General features: G+C 68.6%; 19 protein-coding genes. 11 read left to right on the top strand and 8 right to left on the bottom strand.

Annotation, left to right across the window (positions count from 1 at the left end; all coding sequences use genetic code 11):
* Position 1: 1 nt before the first annotated feature.
* From V1460_RS33655 to V1460_RS33645, 3 genes are all read left to right on the top strand, one after another.
* Positions 2-1936, top strand: a complete 1935-nt coding sequence (locus V1460_RS33655) for a cytochrome c biogenesis protein ResB (protein WP_338677367.1) — start codon at positions 2-4, stop codon at positions 1934-1936.
* Positions 1933-3018: a c-type cytochrome biogenesis protein CcsB gene (gene ccsB / locus V1460_RS33650; protein WP_338677366.1), complete on the top strand. Its 1086-nt coding sequence runs from the start codon at positions 1933-1935 to the stop codon at positions 3016-3018. Before V1460_RS33655 ends, ccsB begins: the two co-directional genes overlap by 4 nt.
* A 128-nt stretch (positions 3019-3146) precedes the next feature.
* A complete protein-coding gene (locus V1460_RS33645) occupies positions 3147-3680 on the top strand; it encodes an SRPBCC domain-containing protein (RefSeq protein WP_338677365.1) in 534 nt (177 codons plus the stop codon).
* Here V1460_RS33645 and V1460_RS33640 read toward each other — a convergent pair.
* The 3 genes from V1460_RS33640 to V1460_RS33630 form a co-directional block, all read right to left on the bottom strand.
* Positions 3667-4596, bottom strand: coding sequence for a 2-oxoglutarate and iron-dependent oxygenase domain-containing protein (locus V1460_RS33640; RefSeq protein ID WP_338677364.1), 930 nt, complete (start codon positions 4594-4596; stop codon positions 3667-3669). The two genes, V1460_RS33645 and V1460_RS33640, sit on opposite strands and share 14 nt — an antisense overlap.
* The gene (locus V1460_RS33635) at positions 4586-5041 is read right to left on the bottom strand and encodes a nucleoside deaminase (RefSeq protein ID WP_338677363.1); all 456 of its coding nucleotides are present in this window, start codon (positions 5039-5041) and stop codon (positions 4586-4588) included. Before V1460_RS33635 ends, V1460_RS33640 begins: the two co-directional genes overlap by 11 nt.
* Before the next feature lie 141 nt (positions 5042-5182).
* Positions 5183-5596 (bottom strand): PLD nuclease N-terminal domain-containing protein, encoded by a 414-nt coding sequence (locus V1460_RS33630; protein WP_338677362.1) that lies wholly within the window; start codon positions 5594-5596, stop codon positions 5183-5185.
* 85 nt (positions 5597-5681) lie between these two features.
* Here V1460_RS33630 and V1460_RS33625 point away from each other — a divergent pair, with 85 nt between their 5' ends.
* Together V1460_RS33625 and mqnP are read left to right on the top strand one after the other, a co-directional pair.
* The gene (locus V1460_RS33625) at positions 5682-7133 is read left to right on the top strand and encodes a menaquinone biosynthesis decarboxylase (protein WP_338677361.1); all 1452 of its coding nucleotides are present in this window, start codon (positions 5682-5684) and stop codon (positions 7131-7133) included.
* Positions 7130-8032 (top strand): menaquinone biosynthesis prenyltransferase MqnP, encoded by a 903-nt coding sequence (gene mqnP, locus V1460_RS33620; RefSeq protein WP_338677360.1) that lies wholly within the window; start codon positions 7130-7132, stop codon positions 8030-8032. The genes V1460_RS33625 and mqnP overlap by 4 nt, the downstream gene beginning before the upstream one ends.
* Before the next feature lie 96 nt (positions 8033-8128).
* Here the strand turns inward: mqnP and V1460_RS33615 are convergent, their stop codons facing one another.
* The gene (locus V1460_RS33615; protein ID WP_338677359.1) at positions 8129-8761 is read right to left on the bottom strand and encodes a rhomboid family intramembrane serine protease; all 633 of its coding nucleotides are present in this window, start codon (positions 8759-8761) and stop codon (positions 8129-8131) included.
* A 96-nt stretch (positions 8762-8857) separates the two neighbouring features.
* Between V1460_RS33615 and V1460_RS33610 the strand changes: the two genes are divergently transcribed.
* Positions 8858-9550, top strand: coding sequence for a UbiX family flavin prenyltransferase (locus V1460_RS33610; RefSeq protein ID WP_338677358.1), 693 nt, complete (start codon positions 8858-8860; stop codon positions 9548-9550).
* A gap of 19 nt (positions 9551-9569) precedes the next feature.
* On the opposite strand, the gene V1460_RS33605 is transcribed toward V1460_RS33610, so the two are convergent.
* The gene (locus V1460_RS33605) at positions 9570-9725 is read right to left on the bottom strand and encodes a hypothetical protein (RefSeq protein ID WP_338677357.1); all 156 of its coding nucleotides are present in this window, start codon (positions 9723-9725) and stop codon (positions 9570-9572) included.
* A gap of 114 nt (positions 9726-9839) precedes the next feature.
* Between V1460_RS33605 and V1460_RS33600 the strand changes: the two genes are divergently transcribed.
* The 5 genes from V1460_RS33600 (at position 9840) to V1460_RS33580 (ending at position 14277) form a co-directional block, all read left to right on the top strand.
* A complete protein-coding gene (locus V1460_RS33600) occupies positions 9840-10295 on the top strand; it encodes an Lrp/AsnC family transcriptional regulator (protein WP_338677356.1) in 456 nt (151 codons plus the stop codon).
* A gap of 100 nt (positions 10296-10395) precedes the next feature.
* Positions 10396-11559, top strand: coding sequence for an aminofutalosine synthase MqnE (gene mqnE, locus V1460_RS33595; protein ID WP_338677355.1), 1164 nt, complete (start codon positions 10396-10398; stop codon positions 11557-11559).
* Positions 11560-11703: 144 nt separating this feature from the next.
* Positions 11704-12228, top strand: a complete 525-nt coding sequence (locus tag V1460_RS33590; RefSeq protein ID WP_338677354.1) for a GNAT family N-acetyltransferase — start codon at positions 11704-11706, stop codon at positions 12226-12228.
* Between the two features lie 87 nt (positions 12229-12315).
* Positions 12316-12567: a DUF4229 domain-containing protein gene (locus tag V1460_RS33585; protein WP_338678318.1), complete on the top strand. Its 252-nt coding sequence runs from the start codon at positions 12316-12318 to the stop codon at positions 12565-12567.
* 363 nt (positions 12568-12930) lie between these two features.
* Positions 12931-14277, top strand: coding sequence for a dicarboxylate/amino acid:cation symporter (locus V1460_RS33580; protein WP_338677353.1), 1347 nt, complete (start codon positions 12931-12933; stop codon positions 14275-14277).
* A 367-nt stretch (positions 14278-14644) separates the two neighbouring features.
* Here the strand turns inward: V1460_RS33580 and V1460_RS33575 are convergent, their stop codons facing one another.
* The 3 genes from V1460_RS33575 to V1460_RS33565 form a co-directional block, all read right to left on the bottom strand.
* Positions 14645-15124 carry a hypothetical protein gene (locus tag V1460_RS33575; RefSeq protein ID WP_338677352.1) on the bottom strand — a complete coding sequence of 160 codons (480 nt, stop codon included), beginning with the start codon at positions 15122-15124 and terminating at the stop codon, positions 14645-14647.
* A gap of 78 nt (positions 15125-15202) precedes the next feature.
* Positions 15203-21724 carry an RHS repeat-associated core domain-containing protein gene (locus V1460_RS33570; protein WP_338677351.1) on the bottom strand — a complete coding sequence of 2174 codons (6522 nt, stop codon included), beginning with the start codon at positions 21722-21724 and terminating at the stop codon, positions 15203-15205.
* Positions 21725-21930: 206 nt separating this feature from the next.
* Complete coding sequence (locus V1460_RS33565; protein WP_338677350.1) at positions 21931-25734, bottom strand: LamG-like jellyroll fold domain-containing protein; 3804 nt, start codon at positions 25732-25734, stop codon at positions 21931-21933.
* Positions 25735-25755: the final 21 nt, after the last annotated feature.

Genomic DNA, 25755 nt, shown 5'->3' with positions numbered 1-25755 from the left:
CATGAGTACGACCGACACGACCGGTGAGAGCGCCACCGGTCCGCAGGTCCCCTGTGCCGGGACGCCTGAGGTCCCCGAGCAGGAGACCCCCGCCCCCGGGCAGGGCGGCACGCGTGACTCCGGTGGCACCGGCGACTCAGGTGACTCCGGTGACCTCGGCAAGGCCGGTGCGCAGCTCTCCACCGCTCCCCAGGAGCGTGCCGTGCCCGGCTCCTTCGGAGGCCCGCGCACGCCGGGCGCCGCCGGTGCCGTCGCCTGGACCTTCCGCGAGACCATCGGGTGGGTGCGCTGGTTCTGGCGCCAGCTCACCTCGATGCGGATCGCGCTGATCCTGCTCTTCCTGCTCTCGCTCGGTGCCATCCCCGGCTCCCTCATCCCGCAGAGCGACGCCGACGAGCTGAAGGTCCGCACCTGGAAGCAGAACCACGAGTTCTGGGCACCGGTCTTCGACAAGCTCCAGCTCTTCGACGTCTACGGCTCGGTGTGGTTCTCCGCGATCTACATCCTGCTGTTCGTGTCGCTCATCGGCTGCATCGTGCCGCGCACCTGGCAGTTCGTCGGCCAGCTGCGCAGCCGCCCGCCGGGCGCCCCCAAGCGGCTCACCCGGCTCCCGGCCCACACCACCTGGCGCACCGACGCCGACCCCGAGGCGGTCCGCGAGGCCGCGCTCAGGCTGCTGCGCAAGCGCCGGTTCCGCGCCCATGTCACGGGCGACGCGGTCGCTGCCGAGAAGGGCTATCTGCGCGAGGTGGGCAACCTCGTCTTCCATGTCTCGCTGATCGTCATGCTGGTGGCCTTCGCCGTCGGACAGCTGTTCAAGTCCGAGGGCGGCAAGCTGATCGTCGAGGGTAGCGGCTTCTCCAACACGCTCACCCAGTACGACGACTTCAGGTCCGGCTCGCTGTTCGACGTGGACGAGCTGGTCCCGTTCAGCTTCACCCTGGACCGGTTCACGGGTACGTACGAGGCCAAGGGACCGCAGCGGGGCACGCCGCGCACCTTCGAGGCCGCGGTGACCTACACCGAGGGCGTCGGCGGCAAGGAGCGCAAGCGGACCATCAAGGTCAACGAGCCCCTGGAGATCGACGGCGCCAAGGTCTATCTGCTCTCCCACGGCTACGCCCCGGTGGTGACCGTCCGGGACGGCAGGGGCAAGCAGGTGTACAGGGGCGCCGTGCCGTTGCTGCCCGTCGACAGCAATGTCACCTCCACCGGCGTCATCAAGGTGCGGGACGGCTACCGGGACGCGAAGGGCAAGAAGGAGCAGCTCGGCTTCCCCGCCTTCTTCGTGCCGACGTATGCGGGCAAGGGCCAGGGACAGATGTTCTCCCAGTTCCCGGGGCTGGTCTTCCCGGCGCTGAACCTCGGCGCGTACCACGGTGACCTGGGCGGCAACCGCGGAGTCCCGCAGAACGTGTACCAGCTGGACACCAGCGGGTTGACCCCGTTCAAGACCGCCCAGGGCGATGTGTTCAAGCAGACGCTGCTGCCCGGCGAGACGATGAAGCTGCCCGACGGAGCCGGCTCGGTCACCTTCGAGAAGGAGATCAAGGAGTGGGCCAGCTTCCAGGTCTCCCAGCAGCCCGGCAACAGCCTCGCCCTCGCGGGCGCCGTCGCCGCGATCGCCGGACTCGTCGGCTCGCTGTTCATCCAGCGGCGCCGGGTCTGGGTGCGCGCCGTGCGCGATGACTCCGGCACGGGGCTGACCGTGGTCGAGCTGGCAGGGCTCGGCCGCACCGAATCGGCGAAGCTGCCGGAGGAGCTGGCGGAGCTGGCCGAACTGCTGCACGCTCAGGCGCCGACCGCATCCGGGCCTGCGGCCGAATCCGATGCCGGGGCGGAAGCCGACGCATCCGAACCCGTATCCCAAGCCGAAGCCGAAGCCGAAGCCGAAGCCGAAGCCGAAGCCAAGCCTTCCGAAGGGGCCGACAAGTGACGCTCGCCGCCGCCACCAACGAGAGCCTCGCGGAGTTCAGCAACGGGCTGATCTACTCCTCGATGGCCGTCTACACGCTGGCCTTCCTCGCGCATATCGCCGAGTGGGTGTTCGGCAGCCGCAGCAAGGTCGGGCGCACCGCCGCCGCGCTGACCTCCGCCGCCCCGGCGGCCGCCGCCGCACCGGCGGTCCGTGTCACCCGGCAGGTCGGCGGCACCGGCGTCCTGGAGCACCCCAAGGTCGTCACCCGTGCGGCCGCCGGACAGCGCGACGTCCCGGACGGCCCCGGAGCGGCCGGCGGCACCGTCAAGGGCGACCTCTACGGACGGATCGCGGTCTCGCTGACCGCCCTGGCCTTCCTGGTCGAGGCCGCCGGTGTCATCACCCGCGCGCTGTCGGTGCAGAGGGCCCCCTGGGGCAACATGTACGAGTTCTCCACCACCTTCTCCACCGTGGCGGTGGGCGCCTACCTCGGCTTCCTGCTGGCGAAGAAGAACGTCCGCTGGATCGGGCTGCCGCTGGTGACCACGGTGCTGCTGGACCTCGGCATCGCCACCACCTGGCTCTACACCGAGAGCGACCAGCTCGTCCCGGCGCTCCACTCCTACTGGCTGTGGATCCACGTCTCGACCGCGATCTTCTGCGGGGCGGTCTTCTACCTCGGCTTCGTCGCGACCGCGCTCTACCTCTTCCGCGACTCGTACGAGAACAAGCTGGCCACCGGTGGCAGCCCCGGCTCCTTCGCCCGCTCGGTGCTGGAGCGGCTGCCGTCGGCGGCCAGCCTGGACAAGTTCGCGTACCGCGTCAACGCGGCGATCTTCCCGCTGTGGACCTTCACGATCATCGCCGGTGCGATCTGGGCCGGTGACGCCTGGGGCCGCTACTGGGGCTGGGACGCCAAGGAGGTCTGGTCGTTCATCACCTGGGTGGCGTACGCGTCGTATCTGCACGCCCGTGCCACCGCCGGTTGGAAGGGCCGCAAGGCTGCGTACATCGCGCTGGTCGCCTTCGCCTGCTTCCTCTTCAACTACTACGGGGTCAACCTGTTCGTGAACAGCCTGCACGGCTACGCGGGCGTCTGACCCGCGCCCACGTCCGCCCCCGCCGCCAGTCGTCCGCCTCCCGTTTCCCGGCTCCGGTCGGCGATACGCGGTCGGCCGGGTGGGCGCACGCGGTAGCGACCCCCGGCCGCTCGGGCCACGCTGGTGCCATGAGCGAACCGATCCCTCATGGCACCAGCGAGACCCGCGACGGCGGGGACGGCACCGCGACCCACCTTCTGCACTTCGTGGTGCGGCTGCCCCATCCGGTCGTACGGGTATGGGCGGCCGTCGCGACTCCGGAGGGTCTGCCGCAGTGGCTGGCGGTCGCCGACCTGCTGGAGACACACCTGGGCGGCGGGGTACGGCTGCGCTGGCTCAACGCCCCCGGCGATGTCGAGGGGACGGTGGCCACCGGGCGTGTGACCGCCTGGGACATGGAGTCCGTCGCCGAGTACACCGTCGAGCCGCACGGCCGGATCCGCTTCCACCTGGAACCGGCGCCCGCCGACTCGCTCGCGACCGTGCTGCGTTTCACCAACGAGTTCACCGGGACCGACGAGCAGCGCCTCGACAACCTGGCGGGCTGGCACCAGCACTTCGAGTACCTCGAACGGGCGCTCGACGGGCACCCCGCCGACTGGGGAGCCCGGACACCGGAACGCTTCCGCGAACTGCGCGCCGACTACCTCAGCCGACCGTGATCGAGTCCAGCTTGGCCCGCAGGTACGCGTGCGAGTCGATGCCCCGGACATCCGTGCCCGGGTCGCACTCGTAGAAGTAGACGAGCGACATCAGCTCCTCAGCCGGTATGTCGGCGGGCGGCGGCAGCACCCGGTGGCGGCCCGAGCACCAGCGGCCGTCCGTCCAGCGGGCCATCAGATCGCCGATGTTGACGGTCAGCGAACCGGGCACCCAGGGTGCGTCCTGCCAGCCTCCGGTGTCCGTGAACACCTGGAGTCCGCCCTTGCCGGCCTGCCGGTCGAGCACGGTGACCGTGCCGAAGTCGGTGTGCGGGCCGATCCGGAACTGCCCCGGCTCCGGCTCCCCGACGGTGTCACGGCCCGGATACCAGTTGATGTTGAAACCCCAGGTCGGATGGCCTGTGTGCCGGGTGAAGAAATCCTCGGGCCCACCGAGCGCGGCACCGAGCAGCCCGAGCAGACGGTCCGACAGCTCCCGCATCTGCCGCAGATACGCCTCCACGGCAGGTCTGAGCGCGGGCACCTCACGCGGCCAGTTGTTGGGCAGGAACCACTCGGCGTCCACCGCCGGGACCCCGATCGGCTCGTCCGCCGCGAAGGAAAGCGACTCCTTCAGGTCGGGCGGTGTCGGGGTGCCCTCGGCGTATGCGTTGGCCTCCGCACCCGGACCGAGCCAGCCGCGCCCGCCGACCTTGACCCCGTACGGCTCCTTGGCCGCCGGCGGCAGCTTGAAGAAGTCATGCGCCGACTCCCGGATCCGGCCGCCCAGCTCCGGGTCCACACCGTGGTCGGTGACCAGCAGGAACCCAGCGGTGCGCAGCGCGGCGTCGACGGTGGCGGCGGTCCCGGCGCGGGCGGCCGGGTCCCCGGAGAACCACGGCTCCAGGGCGATGACCGGGATCACGTCATGTGTCATCGCCGATGTCCTCGTTCCACAGCTCGGGGCTGGTACGGATGAACTCGCGCATCAGGGCCGTGCAGTCCGGGTCCTTGAGCACGATCACATCCACCCCGTGCGCGGCCAGCCAGCCCTGGGCGCCGGGAAAGGTGTCCGCCTCGCCGACCACCACCCGCGAGATGCCGAACTGCCGCACGAGCCCTGCGCAGTACCAGCAGGGGGACAGGGTGGTGACCACCGTCGTGCCCCGGTACGAGCGCCGTCGCCCCGCAGCGCGGAACGCGGCGGTCTCGGCGTGCAGTGAGGGATCACCGTCCTGTACGCGGCGGTTGCGCCCGTGGCCGAGCAGCGCGCCGTCCGGGCCGTAGAGGGCCGCGCCGATGGGGATACCGCCCTCGGCGAGCCCCGCGCGGGCTTCGTCGAGCGCGGTGGTCAGCCACCGCCGTGCCTGCTCCTGGTCCATGCGCCCACTGTCCCGCGCAGGCGGCGCCGGATGCCAGAGCGACGCGGCTTCGGGCGATGAGACCCGGTCAGGAGCAGGGAGTCAGGCGCCAGACGGGCCGACTCTCGTCAGCCGGTCAGCCGGTCAGCCGGACGGCCCTCGTCAGGCCTGGCCACCGCCGGATTCGCCGCCGTCCCGCCTGCGTCGCTCCTGCTCGCGAGCGCTGTCCTCGTCGCGCCCCGGGCCCTGCTCGCCGCTCCGCTCGCCGTCCCGTTCCCGGCCGGGCTCGACGTCCTTGGCCTGGCGGTTCTCGTCACCCAGCGACTTCAGGAACTCCGGATTGTCGTCCGGCGCCACCCATCCGCCGCCGCCGCCGCGCCGCGAAGGGCGCCGCGCCGACCGGTCCTTCCCCGCGATCAGCCAGGAGATCGACCCGACGAGCGGGAACAGCAGCACGAGGATCGCCCAGATCGGTTTGGGGATGTACCTGATCTCCTTCTCGTCCGTGGAGATGCAGTCGATGAAGGCGTAGATGCTGAGCGCCAGCGGCACCAAGAACATCAGCACCCGGAACATTGGCGGCCCCCTGCGTGCGGAGATCGGGGCCGGTTAGCGGCCCCCGTGACGGTTCCAGCCTAGCGAGTGGCAGATACTGGACGGCATGGCTTACGACGATCTTCGCTCGCTGCTGCGTGCACTGGAGCGCGAGGGCGACCTCAAGCGCATCAAGGCCGAAGTCGATCCCTACCTCGAAGTCGGGGAGATCGTCGACCGGGTCCAGAAGTCCGGCGGCCCCGCTCTGCTCTTCGAGAACGTGCGCGGTTCCGCCATGCCGCTGGCGATGAACGTCTACGGCACGGACCGCCGCCTCCTCAAGGCGCTGGGCCTGAAGTCGTACGACGAGATCAGCGCGAAGATCGGCGGGCTGCTCAAGCCCGAGCTGCCGCACGGGTTCATGGGCGTACGCGAGGCGTTCGGGAAGCTGGGCGCCATGACCCATGTGCCGCCGAAGAAGGTCAAGGACGCCCCGGTGCAGGAGGTCGTGCTGCGCGGTGACGAGGTCGATCTGGAGCAGCTGCCCGCGCTGTTCACCTGGCCCGACGACGGCGGCTCGTTCTTCAACCTGGGGCTGACCCACACCAAGGACCCCGAGACCGGCGTCCGCAACCTCGGGCTCTACCGCCTCCAGCGCCACGACAAGCGCACCATCGGCATGCACTGGCAGATCCACAAGGACAGCCGCAACCACTACCAGGTGGCGGCGCGGCGCGGTGAGAGGCTGCCGGTCGCGATCGCCTTCGGCTGCCCGCCCGCCGTGACTTACGCCTCGACCGCGCCGCTCCCCGGCGACATCGACGAGTACCTCTTCGCGGGTTTTCTCCAGGGCAAGCGGATCGAGATGGTCGACTGCAAGACCGTCCCGCTCCAGGTCCCGGCGAACGCCGAGGTCGTCATCGAGGGCTGGCTGGAGCCCGGCGAGATGCTGCCCGAGGGCCCGTTCGGCGACCACACCGGCTTCTACACCCCGCAGGAGCCCTTCCCGGCGCTGACCATCGACTGTGTGACGATGCGCCGGCGCCCGCTGCTCCAGTCGATCGTGGTCGGCCGCCCCCCGACCGAGGACGGCCCGCTGGGCCGCGCCACCGAGCGCTTCTTCCTCCCGCTGCTGAAGGTCATCGTCCCGGACATCGTGGACTACCACCTGCCCGAGGCCGGCGGCTTCCACAACTGTGCGATCGTCTCGATCGACAAGAAGTACCCGAAGCACGCCCAGAAGGTGATGCACGCCATCTGGGGCGCGCACATGATGTCGCTGACCAAGCTGATCGTGGTCGTGGACTCCGACTGCGACGTCCACGATCTGCACGAGGTCGCCTGGCGGGCCCTCGGCAACACGGACTACGCCCGCGACCTGACGGTCGTGGAGGGCCCGGTGGACCACCTTGACCACTCCTCGTACCAGCAGTTCTGGGGCGGCAAGGCGGGTGTCGACGCGACCAGGAAGTGGCTTGAGGAGGGCTACACCCGGGACGGCGGCTGGCCCGAGATGGTGCTTTCCGACCCGGACACGGCGGCGCTGGTCGACCGCCGCTGGAAGGAGTACGGCCTGTGAGCGCTTCGGCCGCGGCGGTCCCGGGTCCCGGCCGCACCAAGGCGTTCCTGCGCCTGGTGATGATCGAGCATTCCGTCTTCGCGCTGCCCTTCGCCTACATCGCCGCGCTGACGGCCATGTTCCGGATCGACGGGCGCATCGACTGGGTGACGCTGCTGCTGGTCACGGTGTGCATGGTGGGCCTGCGCACGTTCGCGATGGCCTGCAACCGGATCATCGACCGCGAGATCGACGCCCGTAACCCGCGTACCGCCAACCGCGAACTGGTGACGGGCGCCGTGTCGGTGCGGTCCGCCTGGACCGGGGCGGGCATCGCCCTGGTGGTCTTCCTGGGCGCCGCCGCCCTGCTCAACCCGCTGTGCCTGGCGCTCGCGCCGCTCGCGGTCGTCCCGATGGTGGTCTACCCGTACGGGAAGCGGTTCACGAACTACCCGCACGCCATCCTGGGCCTCGCCCAGGCCATAGGACCGGTCGGGGCGTGGCTCGCGGTCACCGGCACCTGGTCCTGGGACCCGGTGATCCTCGGCCTCGCGGTCGGCATCTGGATCGGCGGTTTCGACCTGATCTTCGCCTGCCAGGACGTCCAGGCCGACCGGGCCCACGGGGTGAAGTCGTTCCCGGCCCGCTTCGGCATTCCGGCCGCGCTGTGGGGGGCGCGGGTCTGCCATGCCGTGACCATGGGCCTGCTGGTCTGGTACGCGCTGGCGACCGGCGCCGGGCTGTTCTTCTGGGCCGGTCTGGTGATCGTCGCGGTGGCGTTCGCCTACGAGCACACGATCGTGACGCCGCACGACCTGTCCCGGCTGAACCGGGCGTTCTTCACCGTCAACGGGTTCATCGGGATTGCCCTGTTCGTGTGTGCGCTGATCGATCTGGTCGTTCGAGGTCTCACCCTGTAGCTGCCGTGCAGCTGGTCGTCGTGGAGACCGGCATCGGCAAGCTCTCCCTGCACACGGGAGGCCTTCCGGTGGCCCCAGGCGCCCCTGGCTCGCCTCCTACGCCGTGAGCGCCGCGGCGCCCGTCGCCACCCGCCGCCTGCGGAACAGGAACGCCGCCGCGACGCCGCCCAGCAGTCCGAACAGATGCGCCTGCCAGCTGATCCCGCCGTCGACGGGCAGCACGCCCCACAGGATCGAGCCGTAGAGCCCGGCCACCAGCAGTCCGATCAGCACATCGCGGACGCTGCGGTCCACGAAGCCACGCGCGAGCACATAGCCGAACAGCCCGAAGACGACACCTGACGCGCCCAGGGTGACCGAGCCGGGAGGGGAGGTCAGCCACACCCCGAGGCCCGAGGCCGCGATGACGGTCAGGACGACCCCGGCGAACCGGCCCGTTCCGGCTCCCAGCGCGGCGAGGAAGCCGAGCACCAGCAGCGGCACGCTGTTGGCGGCGACATGGCCGAAACCGTAGTGGAGGAAGGCGGCGGGCAGGATGTCCGCCAGCTCGGACGGCTCACGCGCGGTGACCCCGTACGAGTCCAGGGCATGGCCGGTGGCGAAGTCGACGATCTCCAGCACCCACAGCAGGGCGATCCAGCCGATCATCAGCACGGCGGCCGTGGCGGCGCGCCCGGCCAGTCTGCCGCCCGAGGCCGATCCCGACGGTCTCGCGGATGCTGCTGCCATGACGGCCCCCTGTGGTCCCGCGCCCTGCGTCTCCCCCGGAAACGTCCGGGGTACCTTACTCGGTTCCGCCATCACATGGCCGGATAGGCTCGATCCATGAATGACGCCAACCGCACCGCCCAGCGCACCCCGTGGGTCGTCGGGGTCTCCGGGGCATCGGGCACCCCGTATGCGGCAGCCGTGCTGCGCGGGCTGCTCGACGCGGGCGAGAGCGTGGATCTGGTGGTGTCGCGCGCGTCGCGGCTCACTCTTCTGGACGAGACGGGGATCGCCTTCCGTGACGCGCACTGGCGGGACGATCTGCGCGAGTGGCTGTCCCGCGGGGCCGACGGCAAGCCGGGTACGTTCGCGGTGGCCGATGCGGCTTTGGCGGACGTACGCCACTGGTCGGCCGGGGACCTCGCCGCCGGACCGTCGTCGGGTTCGTACCCGGTCAGGGGGATGCTGATCGTGCCGGCATCCACGGCGTGTGTCGCGGGGGTGGCGCTCGGGCTCTCGAAGGACCTGCTCCAACGTGCGGCGAGCGTGATGCTGAAGGAGCGCCGCAAGCTGGTGGTCGCGTTGCGGGAGACTCCGCTGAACGGGCAGACCCTCAGGCATCTGGTGGCGCTGGACGAGGCGGGCGCAGTGGTGCTGCCCGCCTCTCCGGCGTTCTACGCGGGCGCGACGCACATCCAGGATCTGGTGGACTTCGTCGCGGGGCGGGTGCTGGACGCGGCAGGGGTGCCGCACCGGCTGTACCGCCGCTGGGAAGGGGAGCTGGGAGGTGCCCAGTCCCGTAGTGACTGAACGAGCAGCCGGCTGAGGACTAGCGCTTCTTGGCCGCGCGACGGGCGGAGCGGGCAGAGCCCCGGTCGATGCGGTAGGCGGCAGCAGGCTGGTGGGCACGCGAGCGGTTGGCCAGCTCCTGAAGCTGCCTCATGTGGGCGTGGGCCATCTCGATCGTGTACACGGTGAGTGTCATCTCCTGTATAGATCGTTTTTGATCGTTTGAAAGATTCACAGGGTGTCGCCCCTGTGTGCCTTAGATTCTACACGTAAACTTGCGGTATCGCTGAATAATGGAAGGCTCAGGCATATGGACGCCGTGGATAGGCAGCTCATCCAGGCTCTGCGCGAGAACGGCAGGGCTTCGTACGCCGAGCTCGGCCGGCTCGTCGGACTCTCCGGTCCCTCCGTCACCGACCGCATCAACCGTCTGGAAGCCGCCGGTGTCATCACCGGCTATCGGGCCACCGTCGACTCCGCCTCGCTCGGCCTGGGTGTCACCGCGCTCGTCGGCATCTCGCTCTCCGACGCGGCCGACCACGAGGACGTGGCGCGCCGACTGCGCGACCTGGCCGAGATCGAGGACTGCTGGTTCATCGCGGGCGACGACTCGTACATGCTCAAGGTCAGGGCCGGTGACGTGGACGGCCTGGAGAAGACCATCCGCCGGCTCTCCGGGACGAAGGGCGTCTCGCGCACGCGTACGACCATCGTGCTCTCCACGAAGTGGGAGAACCGGGTCGGGCATCTGCCCGAGCAGCCCTAGGCGTAACGTGGGTGCGGCCTCCGGGGTGGTCCGGGGGCGCGGGCCCTTCAGGGGGCGGCATGCTCCAGGACGACGAAGAAGACAAGTGGGAGGCGACCGCATGGATGCGGGGCTCAAGCGCGAGCTGGAGGAGAAGGTCCGGGCCGGCGAGCGGCTGAGCCGTGAGGACGGTATCGCCCTCTACGAGTCGGACGACCTGGCCTGGCTCGGCGGCCTCGCCCACGAGGTGCGCACGCGCAAGAACGGCGACGTGGTCCACTTCAACGTCAACCGTCACCTCAACATGACGAACGTGTGCACCGCGTCGTGCGCCTACTGCTCGTTCCAGCGCAAGCCGGGCGAGAAGGACGCGTACACCATGCGCATCGAAGAGGCCGTGCGCCTCGCCAAGACGATGGAGAGCGAGAACCTCACCGAGCTCCACATCGTCAACGGCCTCCACCCCAACCTGCCGTGGCGCTACTACCCGCGCTCGCTCAGCGAGCTGAAGAAGGCGCTGCCGAACGTCTCGCTCAAGGCGTTCACGGCGACGGAGATCCACCACTTCGAGACGATCTCGGGCCTCAGCGCGAGCGAGATCCTCGACGAGCTGATCGACTCCGGTCTCGAGTCGCTGACGGGCGGCGGGGCGGAGATCTTCGACTGGGAGGTCCGGCAGCACATCGTGGACCACCGCACCCACTGGGAGGACTGGTCCCGCATCCACCGCCTCGCGCACGAGAAGGGCCTCAAGACCCCGTGCACGATGTTGTACGGGCACATCGAGGAGCCCCGCCACCGGGTGGACCACGTACTGCGGCTGCGGGAGCTCCAGGACGAGACCGGCGGCTTCCAGGTCTTCATTCCGCTGCGCTACCAGCACGACTTCGTGGACATGAAGGACGGCAAGGTCCGCAACACGCTCCAGGCGCGCACGACGATGGCGACCGGCGCGGAGGCTCTCAAGACCTTCGCCGTCTCCCGGCTGCTCTTCGACAACGTCCCGCACGTCAAGGTCTTCTGGGTGATGCACGGCGTGCAGACCGCCCAGCTGGCGCTCCAGCACGGCGCTGACGACATGGACGGCTCGGTGGTCGAGTACAAGATCACCCATGACGCCGACAACTACGGGACGCCGAACAAGCTCACCCGTGACGATCTGCTCGACCTGATCCGGGACGCCGGTTTCCGCCCGGTGGAACGGAACACGCGCTACGAGGTCATCCGCGAGTACCCGGGCCCGGACGCGGACCGCCGAGAGTCGCCGCAGCCCATGCGGGTCTGACCCGTCCCGACGGACTCCGAGGCGCCGGCCGTTGAAGCCGGCGCCTCACCTCGTCCTTGCCCCTGTGGCTGTGGCTGTGGCTGCGAGCAGGCTCACACACCCCCACAAGCGGGACAGTCCGGGCCGGTTGTTACCGTCGACCGCATGACGTTGTCCTTCCGGTTCGACCCGCCTGTGGACCCCGCCCTGCGGGACGGCCTCCTCGGGCTCTGGACCGACGTGTCCAACGCGGGCGGCGCGGTCGGCTTCGTACCGCCGGTGACGGTGGAGGACATCAGACCGGAGTGGCTCACACACCTGACGGCCCTGGCAGAGGGTCGGCGGCGACTCCTGGTCGGCTACGACGAGGAAGGCCGACCGGCCGCCGCCGTGTTCCTCGGCCACAACTCGCACCGCCTGATGCGGCACTGGATCTGGCTCTACACCGTGATGGTCCACCCGCGCCACCAGGGCAAGGGCTACGGCCGCGACCTCCTCGCGGCTGCGGAGCAGTCAGCCCGTACCCTCGAAGGCGTCGAGGCGATACGCCTCACCTGCCGCGGCGGGACGGGACTGGAGAACTTCTACGCCTCCTGCGGCTACAAGGAGGTCGGACGGGTGCCGGGCGCGATACGGGTCGCCGAAGGCGACGACCGCGACGACATCACGATGCTGTTCCCCCTGAACTGATCACCGCCGATCACAGAGAAAGAAGTCACTGCCGTGTCCGACAGCAACAGCGACAGCAAGCTCAGCCCCACCGCCCGGTACACGCTGATGCGCCTGGGCATCTTCGCCGGCTGCTTCCTCGCCCTGTGGGGCCTGGTGTACCTGCGGGTGCTGCCGCGCGGACTCGGCGACTCCAACCTGCTGTGGGTCCTCGTGCTCGCTGTGGTGATCTCGGCGCCGCTGAGCTTCGTGCTGCTGCGCAAGCAGCGGGACGCGATGTCGGCGCAGATCGCCGTGAAGGTGGACCGCGCGAAGTCCCGCCTGGACTCCAACCGCTCCCAGGAGGACGGCGCCGCGTAAAGCGTGCCGCCGGACGTAAGCTTCCTCACGTTCATCCCTGTGCCCTGCGGGCCTGAGCACTCGCTCCGGCCCGCAGGGCACAGGCGTTTCGGGGCCTCGGGCGGCACCACTGGCTCAAAGCAGTCCTTTGAGTGCCTCAAAGTCCAGGTGTTAACGTAATCGCATGACGACAGCAGTGCGCCTCCACGCAGCCATGGGCATCCCGCTCGTGGCGCGCCTGCATGTCGATCTCTGCCGCTGTATGTCCGCGGTCTGTTGCCGCTCCATCTGACCCGGCATCACAGCGGCGCAGCCCTGTTCCCAAGGCACGTGCGCCGCACCCCCATCCCCCGTATTCACCCGATACGCCACCGGAGTGTGTCCGTGTCCGCGAACTCCGCGACGCCCACCCCTGCCCGCCGCCGGATACCCGGCATCTCAGCGATCCCGTTCTGGGCCCAGATCGTCACCGGTCTCGCCCTCGGTGCCCTGCTCGGCTGGCTGGCCCGCAGCCAGGACATCGGCTGGCTGCACACGACCCTCGGCCAGATCGGCGACACCTTCGTCCAACTGCTGAAGCTGGCCGTCGCCCCGCTCGTCTTCTTCGCGATCCTGGTCTCGATCACCAACCTGCGCAAGGTCAACAACGCCGCCCGGCTGGCCGGGCGCACCCTGCTCTGGTTCATGATCACCTCGCTGATCGCCGTCGCGATCGGCCTCGCGATCGGCCTGCTCACCGACCCCGGCGCAGGCACCGGCCTCACCCCCAAGGACGGCGCCAAGCCCGAGCAGGCAGGCTCCTGGATCGACTTCCTCACCGGCATCGTCCCGACCGACGTCGTGACTCCCTTCACCGAGCTGAACGTCCTCCAGATCGTCTTCATGGCCGCCGTCGCCGGTATCGCCGCACTGAAGCTCGGCGACCGCGCCAAGCCCGTGCTCGCCCTGAGCGAAGCCGTCCTGGAACTGCTCCAGAAGGCCCTGTGGTGGGTCATCCGCCTCGCCCCGCTCGGCACCGTCGGCCTCATCGGCTACGCCATCGCCGACTACGGCTGGGGCCTCATCGGCAAGTACGCCACCTTCACCGCCGACGTCTACATCGGGTGCGCCCTGGTGCTGTTCGGCGTCTACCCGCTGCTCCTGGCGACGGTCGCCAAGCTCAACCCGCTCCAGTTCTACAAGGGCGCCTGGCCCGCCATCCAGCTCGCCTTCGTCTCCCGCTCCTCGGTCGGCACGATGCCGGTCACCCAGAAGTCCACGGAGCGTCTCGGCGTCCCGAAGGAGTACACCTCCTTCGCCGTCCCCTTCGGCGCGACCACCAAGATGGACGGCTGCGCCGCGATCTACCCGGCCCTGGCCGCGATCTTCATCGCCCAGATCTTCGACGTCCAACTCGGCGTCCAGGACTACCTGCTGATCGCCTTCGTCTCGGTCGTCGGCTCCGCCGCCACCGCGGGCCTCACCGGCGCCACGGTCATGCTGACCCTGACCCTCTCCACCCTGGGCCTGCCGCTTGAGGGCGTCGGCCTGCTGCTGGCCATCGACCCGGTCCTCGACATGATCCGCACGGCCACCAACGTCGCCGGCCAGGCCCTGGTCCCGGTCATCGTCGCGGCCCGGGAGAAGATCCTCGACCTGGACGCCTACAACTCCGCGTCCGCCTCCCCGGTGGACGAGCCCGAGCCTCGCACCACCACCGAGTCCCCGAGCACGGTCCCGGCCACGGCGTAACCGTAGCCATACCCACAGTGCCCCCGAGTCGACCGACTCGGGGGCACTGTGCTGGGCGGCGCGTGGCCACCCGCCGTGGACTGCGGTGACAGGCACGACCTGCCGTGATCCCTTACGATCCCGGAGCCCCTGGCGAGTTCGGCGGTCAGCAAGGGGCTCGACGGTTAATCGGTGATCGTGCCCAGTCGCCGGAATCCGTGGTTCTTGCCGTCGCTACTGCCGTCAGCTGTTCAGCCCTCGCGAAGTGAATCCCTCAGCGGGGAGATTTCTCGGGCTCATCCAGTCTGGGGAGTCGGTCAGGCTGCTTGGTCGTGCGGGGGTCAGCTCGATGGCCAGTTGACGGCGTATCGAGGCTGTGGGCGAAGTGTCAGCGACTCTTGGGCTTGATGCGATTGAAGCGAATGTCAAGTCCGCATGCGAGATCGGGGTCGTCTGTGGCGCAAAGAGTGTCGCCTCCATCGACCACGCTAAGGGTAATTTCGCATTCGCCTGGCTGTACACCTTCGAATGTCAGGTTGATCGCGTCACCGGAATCCGCTTCTGTGGAGACGATGACAGTGCCGCCGGGCTTGCCTTCGTCCACCCAGAAACCCCATGTGCCCGCCGTTTCACCCTTCGGGCAGGATTCGCCTCCCAGGTTGATATCCCAGTTTATGGCCGAGGTGTTGAATTGGTGATCCTCGTGAAGGGTTACTCGTTCGCCAGTTGAATTCTCCCATGTTCCAACGACCGTATTTTCTCGTACTTTCGCGAGCTTATCCTGGTTGGAACACGAGGTAAGCAAGAGTACTGCCGCGGCGTAGGCTAGGATGCCTGCTCGCTTTGCTGGTCCCAGGCGGGAAATCAAACTCTCCTCCTATCGGGATTTATGCCGGCTGCGACTAAGCCCCTTGGCCAGTCGCAGCCGGATTTTACTCTCAGTATATTACTGGGCCCAGCATACGCAGGTGTTCAGCGGCCAGCGCTCCTCCCAGGAGAAGTTCTCTCTGACTGCCGCGCCGACTGTCGTCTTGAAGGCGGGGTTCCAACTTCTTGGTACGGCGTGCGTTGCCGAATTCCAGTCAGAAAGGTTGGTCGCCGTGAATTTAAGTCGCACTGTTCCCTTTCTTCTGTCCACGGCTTTAATTTGACCTGTCGCTGTGAAGCTTCCTAGAAAGGCGTCGGCTTGATTCTTCGTGCCGAGTTTGCCGTTGCTGAAGACTCCCAAGAGGTCGTTGGCGACACCGCGCGGAGTATTCAGGCGATACCACGGGCTTCCCGGCTCTGGCCCTCGGTCCTTGTACGCGAACTTGACTGGAGCGAGGGCTGCCTCAGCGTCCATTCCCTTGTGTACGGCTTGACCGACCAGTTTGTTTCGCATTTCCGTGAAGGTCTTGTCCTTGGCAAGGCTGGCGGTGAATGCATCGCCGCCGCGAAACTCTTGCGTCGGTCCCAATGGAATTCCGCCTCCCCAGAGCCAGCCGAAGAAGAGGGAAAGGGAAGTCTCCCACCCGTTGCGCTCGCCTCCGTCATCGAGGATTCCGTAGGCCGGGCCAAGACTCTGCAGGAAGTGTTGCGCATTGCCATAGTTTGCGAGTGGTGTATCCCAGGAGCCGGTGGTGAGGTTGAGGGTGGCCCCTGGTGTCCAGCCGCCGAGGCCGCTGCCATTGGCGGTCCCGCCAGTTCCACCTGCCCCGCCATCGCCGCCCCCGGCCGGCGAGTGGTACTTGCCGTAATCGCTGTTCGGGGTGACGTTCCAGTCGCCGCCGGAAGTGGGCGAGCAGCTATAGCCGCCTGTGGCGCATTCGGCAGGCTTGAGGCCGCTGGGGTCGCTGGACGTGACCGGGGTGTTGTTGGCGTAGGCGTAGCCGTTCAGCGACTGGTGCTGGTCCAGGGCCAGGATCGGGTCCACGCTGATGAACTGGCCGATGGCCGGGTCGTATTCGCGGGCGCCGATGTGGGTGAGGCCCGTCGTCGTGTCCGCCGGTTTACCAAGGAAGCCCTTGTCGTCCGGCCATGCCTTCGGAGCGGTGCCCCGGGGGGCGCCGAACGGAGTGGTGTAGCGCTTCGTCACCGCGAGCGTGTCCATGTCGATGGCGAGGCTCGAGGTGCCGTGGTGGTCGCCGGCGAGGAAGTTGACCTTGGTGCCGGTGACGCCCTGCGCGCCGGTGCGGACCGCGATGGTCTGGCTGCCCGACGCGTAGTACCGGGTGCCGGAGAGCGTCTTGGTCGCGCCCTTGACGGTGAGGCGCACCTCCATACCGGGGAGGTACAGGACGGTGTCCCCGTCCGTCTTGTCGCTGCGGCGGATGAGGAGTTCACCGCCCGCGTCGTACAGGTAGCTCGTACCGAGTGCGGGCTTGGAGCCCGCGGCGGGCTCGGTGGTGCCGGCCAGCTCGCCCTCGGCGTTCCACTTCAGGGTCTGCTTGGCCTGGGTGCCCGGGCGCTCGGTGGTGTTGCCGGACTTGTCGTACGCGTAAGTTGCCTCGCGGGCGCCCGTGGTCTTCGCCAGCGGGTGGGGCTGGCCGTTGCTCGTGCCGTAGGCGTACGTGGTGGTCTTGTCGCCCGATGACGTGTGCTGGGTCTCGGTCCTGCGCTGGCCCGAGTCCGTGTAGGTGTAGCTGGTCCAGTACGGTGCCGCACCCGACAGGTTGGCCGTGGTGCGGCCGGATGTGGCGCAGCTCGCGGTCTTGGGCGTCCATGCCTCGGTCAGACGGCGGTCACCGTCGTACGCGAAGCACTGGTTGTCCTTCTTGCCCGTGCCGCCCATGTCGGTGTCGTCGAAGATCGATGTGACGTTGCCGGCGTCGTCCTGGGTGAAGGTGAGGTCCTGGAGCCGGTAGGCACGGTTCGGGTCGTTGACCCAGGAGTGCTTGAGCCGACGTGTGCCGTCCTCGTACTCGTAGTCGAGGTTGATCACCTTCGACGGGAGGGGACCGAGCGCCAGGCGCTGGGTCTCGCCCAGCGGGGAGTAGCTTGCGCTCTGCTGGTATTTGGCGCTGCCTGCCACCTCGTATGTGAGGCCCACACCTCTGAAGTCGTACCGGTACCCGAGCTGTTCGGCCGAGAGTCCGGCTGCGGCCGGATACCCCGTGGTCTTGGGGCTTCCGTCGAGGTAAGAGCTGCTCGTGAACGACAGAGTCTGCGGTACACCCGCGTCGACCAAGGGCTCCTTGGTCTTGTCCGGCAGGACCAACTGGCTTCCGGTGGCCCGGTACAGCGCGTCGTACGCGGTGACCTTCTGCGTGTAGGCCTTGCCCGCGGTGCCCGCGCCGCCGTCATAGCGGACGGAGGTGTGCGGCTGGCCCTTGGCCACGGTGTCGAAGGTCCAGGCGGCCAGCTTCTTGGCGTCGGTCTTCTCGGCGTCCCACAGGCCCGTCTTGCGGCCGAGGACGTCGTACTCCGACACCAGGGTCTTGGCGCGGCCGTCCTTGGTGATGACGACCTGGTCGAGCTCGTTGTACGTCGTGGTGCTCGTGCCCTTGTCCGGATCGGTGGCGCTGGTCTGGCGGCCGAACAAGTCGTAGGCGTAGCTCCATCGGGCCTTGTCCGGGCCGGTGACCGTCGCCTGCTGCCCGGCGGGCGTGTAGGTGTACGTGGTCTTGGTGTAGCCGGAACCCGTGGGCTGAGGCCCCCCGTACTCGCGCCGCTCGGTCATGCGGCCCAGAGCGTCGGTGACGACAGCGGTGGCCTGGCCACCGGTCGGCGCCGAGGTGGTCACGGTGTCACCGGTGTAGGTGGTGTTGATCTTCCAGCGGTCGGTGCTTCTGACCTTGGTCACCGCGGTGATGGCGCGGCCCGCGCCGTCATATGTCGTCGTGGTCTGCAGGGGAGGCTGGCCGCCGTCGATCTCGACGAGCTTCCCGGACGGGTCCGTGTCGTGGTCCCAGATGTCGGCTTGGGAGACGGTCGCGAGCCCGCGCTCGTCGTACACCGTCTGGGAGACGATCATTCCACCGCCCGGCGACGGCTTCTGGACCTGGCGGGGGCGGAGCAGCGGGTCGTAGATCTCGTATGTGGTGTTGTAACTTCTGCCGTCGCCCCTGATGGCACCTGTGGCAACCCAGGGCAGCTCGGTCTGGGAAAGGCTGTAGGTGTAGACGTAGTTGGGCTCGTTGCCCGCTGCGCGGGTGCTGATCGGCAGCCACACTTTGGTGACTCGGCCCAGGGCGTCGTATTGGGACTCGGTGATCTTGCTGTTCGGGTCGGTGACCTTCTTCACCGCGCCGGTCGCGAAGTCGACCAGCGTCGTCGTGGAGTGTCCCAGTGCGTTGCTGACCTTGGTCGAGGTCAGTGGTCCGGCGTCTGCCGGGGTGTAGACCGTCGTGGCCGTGAGGGTGTCGTTGGTGTCCTTGGTGGTCAGCGACCGGCCGAGGGCGTCGTACGTGGTGGTGGCGGTCTTCTGCCAGATGGGGTTGTTCAGTGCCGTGTAACCCCGGGCGCGGCCCACCCACTTCGCCTCGCCCTTGGTCGGGACCTGAGTGGAGGACCAGGTGGTCGAGTCGTAGGCGATGCCCGTGTCGGAGACGACGTCGCCCGGACGGGTCGCATCGGTCGGGAGGTCGAGAGCGTCACCGGTGACGGCGCAGGGCTTCGTGGTGACCCGGGTGCGGGACACCAGGCTGTTGATGCCGAGATCGTCGTTTCGGGCATACCAGGTGGCGGTGCACTTCTCGTCGCCGGTGACGGCGGTGTCGCCCAGGTCCTGCGACCGGTACGCCATGCCGTAGGCGTCGTAGGTCGTCTCGACGGTGCGGACACGGTCGCGCGGTGTTCCGCTGCTGGTGATGTTGGTACGGCTGTGTGTGGCGCCGGTGCGGATGAAGTGCGCCTCGGTGTCGGCGTAGGACTTGTGTTGGGTGGCGGTGCGCTTGGACCACGGGTCGTTGACGCTGCCGGACACCTCCTGTGCACCGTTGTACGTCACGGACTCACGGGTGAATCCGGCGTACTGCCCGGAGTCGGTGAGGTCGGGCGCCTTCACACCGCGGACGGCGGCGCTCTTGCGCGCCGTGGGGTCGACGGTCTTCCCGTCCGACCCGAGGACGCGGTCGCCGTTCATACCGCGCATGTAGACCGTGACGGTCTTGGATTGGGTCTTGTCCGCCAGACCCGTGAGGTGCGTGACCTTCCCGAAGCCGCGCCAGGAGGACCAGGTGCGCTCCTTGGCCGGGGTCATCGGGTCGTCGTTGTAGTGCCAGGCGCCGCCGCCCTCGTAGGCGTAGGTGTGCTGTACCGCGACGGAGCCGCTGTTCGGCGCGGTGGTGCGCACGCCCTCGACCGGGTACTTGTGGAACCAGTCGAGCGTGGGCTCCGCGCCCCCGTTGGGGGACCAGTAGACCGGGTAGCAGCGCCGGGTGTTGGTGTCGACCTTGGGCTTGGACTGCTTGGCCAGGCAGTCGGCCTGCATGTAGCTGACAACCGTCTCGGCACCGGCTTCGGAGGTGATCGTGTAGAGCCGGGGCCGGTTCAGCGGCAGGATGTCGTCGGCCGCACCGTCCACGCGGTTCGCGCGGAACTCATGGCCGAACTTCACCGGAGGCAGCGTGATGGGCGTCCCGCGCTCTCCCGTGTGACGGATCGAGGACAGCCACAGCGACTGGTCGGTCGAGTCGCCCGTGTCACCGGGGTCGAGGTAGGTCTGCTTCAGCTCCCAGGAGTCCACCCGCGCCCAACCTGGGACGGCGGCAGCCGCGTCCCAGGCCTGGGTGGTGATGCCGGTCATGCGCTGGCGCGTGTAGAAGGTGGGACCGACGTTGCCGGTGCACTTCACGTTCGCCTTGCATTCGGCGTCGAACGGAACATCCGGCCAGTTGTCCCGGGTGTCCTCGGTCAGCGAGTCGCAGCCCTTGCCGGAGGCGACGCAGCGCTCCTCGTAGTCGAACAGCACGCGGTTGGAACCGGAAGGCGAGGCGAACAGGCTGTCCTTGCGCTGTCCGTAGTGGATCTCCTTGAGGATGCCGCCCCGGACATACGGGGTACCGGTGTCGTCGTCGCCGAGCATGTCGTAGTGGTTCTGCTCGGCCGCGTACCAGTACGACGAGGCGTTGTCGTGAGTGTCCACGACGTAGTCGAGGTTCCAGCGCCAGGCCTGCTTCGCGGAGCGGCCGGCGAAGCTGCTGCCCTTCTCGTAGCCCGGCTCGCCGTCGTCGTCGCCGAAGACGGGCACGGTCCACACGGACTGGGTGGCCTCGCCGGTGCCGCCGGGCAGTTTGTTCATCCCGAAGTGGTACTGGGTGCCGTCGCCGGTGATGACCGTCCAGTACTCGCGGTTGTCGTCACCGTTGTCGGCGCCGTCGGTGCCGGAGTGGTGGATGACGGTGGAGGCGTCGTCGTTCTTCAGCCGCCACTGGCCGCTGGTGTCGTCCTTGACGAGCTCGGATGCCTTGCCGTTCAGGACCAGGGAGGCGTTCTCGTACTTCCAGCACAGATCGTGCTTGCCGTCCTGCCCGTCGTCGTCGCACGAGCCGTACTTGCGCTCGATGTAGGACGACGTGATGTCGAAGCCCTCACCGATGACGGTGCCCTGGTTGTTCGTCGAGGCGGTACGGCCGTCCACGCTCCCGGAGTCGTACGAGATCTCCAGTTTCGGCGCGGGGCCGGCGGCTGCCGGAGGTGTACGCAGCGGATACGACCAGGTGAACGTGCCAGATGAGCCTCCGGCTTCCCAGGTCGATGACGAGGCCAGCGGAGTCGCCTTGTAGTCACCGCCGCCGGACTTGGTTCCGGCGGCGACCGCCAGGACCATCGTCTGCCCTGCGGCCGATGTCGCCGAACGTGCCGCTGAGCGCGCCGCTGACGACGAGGCGAAGGTCAGCTTCGTGTCCAAGTGCTGATCGGCACGCTTGTTCGTGGACTCCAGTGGCGTACGGGTGCGGCACTTCGCCCGGTCGGGCGTGGTCAGGGCGCAGGTAGGCAGCTGGAAGAGCTGCAGGCGCCCGGCCCAGTCACCGCCGTAAGCCGACGCGAATTCGGCATAGTCGAGGCCGAGTTGTGCGCTCCCGCCGTCCGCCGGACCGGTGGCGCTGAGCACCACACCCTTCACGCCGAGCCCGGCCGCGGCCTTCTGGTCCAGCACTTGGATCTTGACGGCTTCGGCACTCTTGAGCTTGGACTTCGCTCCCTTCTCGGGCGTCGCGCGCCCCAGCGTGACCGGGAGTTCGCCGGGAGTGGCACTGGCGACCCCCTGGGCGGGCAGCTTCAGCGCGGCCGATCCGGCGGAAGGCCAGGTCACCTCGCGGGCACGGTCAGCCTGTGCCCTGCGGCTGTCGCGGCGGCCGTCTTCGGCCGCTTTGCGCATCGCCGCGGCTGTCTTCTCGTCGGTCTTCGCCTTCAACGGCCGGACGTTGTCCTCGCGATGCGAGGGTGCCTTCGCCTCGGCTACCGGCTTGGCCTCGGCGACGAAGGAGACCGGGGTCAGCAGGCCGGGCACCAGGATGATGCCCGTGACGGTCGCGATGCGCCGCATCCAGCGGCCACCACCAGGGCTCCGTCCACCAGTACGAAGAAACGATCTTGCTTGGTTCATTTCTGCTCCCCCTGCGCACGGACTCGGCGCGCGCTCGATTCCTCGCGTCCAGCGAGGACGAAGAAGATGTGAGAAGTTCTCGGCGCCGTCGGCTTCGCCGAACGGCGGGCTCGGGCGGTGTCTGTCGCCGCCCGAGCCTCAGGGCGTCAGGTGGTCCCGAGGGTTGTGCCGATGCTGCCCTCACGCAGCGCACCCGCCCAGATCCGCAGTTGGTCGAGGCTTCCGGGGAAGTGGTGGCCGACGCGCCCGGCATGGCTGCCCCGACCGGCCGCGAGCTCGTTGGACCCCTGGGTTCTGGAGGTGAGCCCGGCCGGGGCGCTGAGACTTTCGGGGTTGGCTCCGATGAACAGACGAAGCTCGCCAGGTGCTGCGCTCGCGTCCGCTGGATTCGTCAACGTCGCGTCGAAGACAGCCGTCACATCGACCGAGGAGTCGAACCCCTCGTCTCCCAGGACGTCAATTGCTCGCACCGCCGCCGTCGCCGTCACCTTCCCCGCGCCGTCCACCGCTGTGCGCTCGAAGCGCCACCGGTAGTCGGCGTGCCCGTCCTCGTCGAGATCGATCTTGTCGAGCCACAGGGCCCACGAAGACTGTCCGCCGTTCTTCTGGCCGGCGACCATCCCGCTGTAGCCGACCGGCTTGGCCAGCCACTTGGCGCGGTCGACGCGGACCCGCGCGGACACCGTGAACGACCCGGTCTCGTCCACGACGGGACCGTTCGCATAGGCGTAGCCCTTGTTCCCGTCGAGTACCAGGGTCGTGCCTCCATCCGGGAGCGCCTCCAATTCGGCTCCGTCCGAAGACAGCTTCAGCGCCGGGCGGCCGTAGCCGCTTTTGTCCCCGATCTCGGTACCAGCGGCCGATTCCGCGTTCCAGTCCGCCACGAGCGTGGTGGCCGGTGTGCCGTCATCGCCGGTGACTTCGGACTCCGCGCGGATCTCGTCGGAGCTCAGCGCGCGCTGCCACACCGCGACCTCGTCCAGCGAGCCACGGAAGTAGTTCTGGTAGCTGCCATTGGCCTTCGTCCGGCCGAACTGGAGGCCGTTCGGCGATGCCCACGGCTCGTACGCCGGTGCGGAAGCGGCGAGCCGCACGGGGCTGCCCTGCGGGCGGCCGTTGACGTACAGCTGGATGGTGTCGTCCGACTTGTCCGAGTTGCCCTTCGTGTTGAAGACTCCGGTCAGATGCGTCCACACCTTGACCGGCGGGTTCACCGCGTCACCGTAGGACACCACGTCCGCTGTGCCCGCCTCGTCCTTCGCGCCGCGGTTGAACGCCCACTTCTTGTATCCGGCGGAGTAGTAGAGCGTGAACGCCGTGTCGTGCTCGCCCGGAGCGGAGAGTACGACACGAGTGGACGACGTGTCGGTCAGGTAGGCCCAGGCGGAGACGGTGAAGGAGTCGCGGGTGTTCACCGCGGAACTCGACGTGGAGGCAAAGGCATGTTGCTGAGCCGGGTCGCTCAACGTGAGTGAGGAGTCGCCGGCGCCTCGTCGGCCGAGGCCCGACCAGTCAGCGCCTCCGTTCAGGGTCGCGTCGAAGCTGGGCTTGTCCGGACCCCCGGGTGTCGCCGAGTCCTTGGGGCCGGTGTCCCGCGCCTTCTTCGACGACTGCTGGGAGGCCGACTCCGCGAACCGCCAGCGGGCCGACTCGCTGTCGCCCGGCTTCACCTTGAAGGCGAACGTCGCCGTGTCTCCGAAGCGCTCGCGGACGTCCTTGGCCTGGACGTAGAGCCGGTGCTCGCCCGCCACCTTCGGCGTGAAGGAGACCGCGGCGGCTTGAGCCAGAGTGACGTCCTGCGCCGTGGACTTTCCCGGAACCACCCAGTAGCGGAATCCGATGACGTCCTTGTCCGCGTCGTTCGGCCGCAGACGGAACGTGCCGAGTGTGCCGGGCCCACCCTCACCCACGCATGCGGTGCAGCCGCTGTAGGGGCTGTCGGAGGCGGGATCGACCCGCGGGGCCTTGGGAGCCTCGTAGTCCGTCTTGAAGTAGCACCAGGGCGTGTAAGCCGAGGCCATGCTCGACGTCTTGCCCTCGTGCGTCCAGTACGACAGGGTGCGCATCCGAACCCGGTAGAGGATTCCGTCGGCGCGGTAGGACATGGTCACCGCCTCCAGCGTGCCGTCCGGGCTGAAGCCGGTGCTGGGGGAGGTCGCCTCCCAGGTGCCGACCCACTTCTTGCCGACCGGGTCGTAGCGCTCTGCGTCGAAGTTGGCGCGCAGCGATCCCTTGAATCCGTTGGACTGGGGCGGCACCAGGGTCTGAGTGCCCGCCTCCACCACGGGTTCCGATCGTGTGGTGATCAGTGGATCGTTCTCGGGATTGCAGTGGCGCGAGGCGCCGTAGCCGGGGATCACTCCGTAGGGGGTCGGCAGGCCGGGCCTGGGCACGTAGTTGATCTGCAGTTCGGCGTTGTCGTCGAACCGCTTCCAGGCGTCCGGGTCGCCCTCGTCCTTCGCCCGCAGCATCAGGGTGAGCCGCGACATCTTGCCGTCGGCGAAGGCCCGTACGGTGGAGGTGAGGTTCTCGTCGGGCTCAGCCGGGTTGTCCTGGAACTCGACCCAGCGGTCCGGCTGGTCGGGGTCGCAGTCGGCGCCGCGTCCTGCGGAGATGTGCCGGTCGCCCATCAGGTCCAGCTGCGCCGGACCAGGCCACTTGCTCCCCTCGGAGATGTTGTTGGTGCGCCACAGGTCGACCCATTGCGAAGTGCAGGAGAACGACCAGGTCTCGTAGGCGCGGAAGACCGCGTCCACCACGTACTTGCCGGCCAGGTTGGTCGGGGCGAACTCGAAGTACATCCGGTTGGTGTAGTTCGTGCCGCAGTACCACGGTCCCAGACGGTTGCAGTTGCCTACGCCGAGGTCTCCGTTGAAGCCGTAGAACGTGTCGCCGTCCGACGACAGGACGGTGCGTTCGGCGAGGGCGAGACCCATCGGCGGGTCGATGAAGACGGGGTAGACCGTGTCGTCGCCGCGCAGCAGTTCGAGGTCGGGGCTGACGCTGACCGTCCCGTTCCCCACGGTGACGGGGAGGGGAGCGCTGTCGTCGCCCTCGCCGGGCTGCTGGTCCTGCGACTCGGGGTCGGGCTCGGGGTTTGATTCCGAAGCGGGGTGGGCGTCGACGCGCGGCGGTGTGGCCATGGCCGCACGCAACAGCTGCGGCTGTGGACCGGCGTCCTGGTCGCCTGCCGAGTCCCACATCCGACCGGCCGGGCCGCTGAAGACGGTGTTGCCGTTCGCGTCGAGTGCCCGCATGCCACCGCCCGCGCCCCGCGTCAGACGCAGTCCTTCGCCGGCCGTCGACAGTGTGATCTTGTGGAGTGCGGGGTTGGCCGCCGCTTCGCGTGTCTTGACGACGAGCACCTCGCGGTAGCCCTCCGCCGTCGCGGTCAGTCGCAGGTCGACGCCTTCGAAGACCTCGGTATAGGTGGCGGTCGCGCCCTCGATGCTCGGCTCGGGCAGCCGGCCTTCCCGCCAGCCCAGGCGCAGGGCACCGGGTGCGCTGCCGAGGCGGATCAGTTCCCCTTCGCCGCCACCGGAGAACGCCACATCGGCCACGGCCGCCTTGGGCCCGACGGTTCCGTCGGCGCGCCGCTCCAGGTTCACGTCGACGGGTCGCCATGTTCCGTCGTCGCCCCTGACCCGCTGCGGGGTCGTGGACTGCGTCAGTGTGAACGTGCCGTCCGGGTTCGCCACCGTGGTCGAGTACGCGGTGCGCTCGGCGACGACCTCGACCGGCTCGCCAGACGTTCTTGCCCGGTCGCCGGCTGACCGCTCTGCCGTCGTCTTCGGTGTGCCGACGGATTCGGTAGCCGGAGCGGCCGCGGTGGCGCCGGTCGCCGCCGGAACGTCGGTCGCGTACGCGGGGCCTGTGAACAGGCCCAGGGCGGCAGAGCCTGCCACCAGAGCCGAAACCGAGACCCGCATGGCGCGCGGGTGTGCAGACATGGATCCCCCGTCCCCTCGGGC

The sequence above is a fragment of the Streptomyces sp. SCSIO 30461 genome, from assembly GCF_037023745.1.
Lineage (GTDB): Bacteria > Actinomycetota > Actinomycetes > Streptomycetales > Streptomycetaceae > Streptomyces.
This window is presented reverse-complemented; position numbering and strand designations above follow the sequence as displayed.

Coding starts and splice junctions, on each gene's coding strand:
- V1460_RS33655 (WP_338677367.1), top strand. CDS start 2: ATGAGTACGACCGACACGACCGGTGAGAGCGCCACCGGTCCGCAGGTC.
- V1460_RS33645 (WP_338677365.1), top strand. CDS start 3,147: ATGAGCGAACCGATCCCTCATGGCACCAGCGAGACCCGCGACGGCGGG.
- V1460_RS33640 (WP_338677364.1), bottom strand. CDS start 4,596: ATGACACATGACGTGATCCCGGTCATCGCCCTGGAGCCGTGGTTCTCC.
- V1460_RS33635 (WP_338677363.1), bottom strand. CDS start 5,041: ATGGACCAGGAGCAGGCACGGCGGTGGCTGACCACCGCGCTCGACGAA.
- V1460_RS33630 (WP_338677362.1), bottom strand. CDS start 5,596: ATGTTCCGGGTGCTGATGTTCTTGGTGCCGCTGGCGCTCAGCATCTAC.
- V1460_RS33625 (WP_338677361.1), top strand. CDS start 5,682: ATGGCTTACGACGATCTTCGCTCGCTGCTGCGTGCACTGGAGCGCGAG.
- V1460_RS33615 (WP_338677359.1), bottom strand. CDS start 8,761: ATGGCAGCAGCATCCGCGAGACCGTCGGGATCGGCCTCGGGCGGCAGA.
- V1460_RS33610 (WP_338677358.1), top strand. CDS start 8,858: ATGAATGACGCCAACCGCACCGCCCAGCGCACCCCGTGGGTCGTCGGG.
- V1460_RS33605 (WP_338677357.1), bottom strand. CDS start 9,725: ATGACACTCACCGTGTACACGATCGAGATGGCCCACGCCCACATGAGG.
- V1460_RS33600 (WP_338677356.1), top strand. CDS start 9,840: ATGGACGCCGTGGATAGGCAGCTCATCCAGGCTCTGCGCGAGAACGGC.
- mqnE (WP_338677355.1), top strand. CDS start 10,396: ATGGATGCGGGGCTCAAGCGCGAGCTGGAGGAGAAGGTCCGGGCCGGC.
- V1460_RS33590 (WP_338677354.1), top strand. CDS start 11,704: ATGACGTTGTCCTTCCGGTTCGACCCGCCTGTGGACCCCGCCCTGCGG.
- V1460_RS33585 (WP_338678318.1), top strand. CDS start 12,316: ATGCGCCTGGGCATCTTCGCCGGCTGCTTCCTCGCCCTGTGGGGCCTG.
- V1460_RS33570 (WP_338677351.1), bottom strand. CDS start 21,724: ATGCGGCGCATCGCGACCGTCACGGGCATCATCCTGGTGCCCGGCCTG.
- V1460_RS33565 (WP_338677350.1), bottom strand. CDS start 25,734: ATGTCTGCACACCCGCGCGCCATGCGGGTCTCGGTTTCGGCTCTGGTG.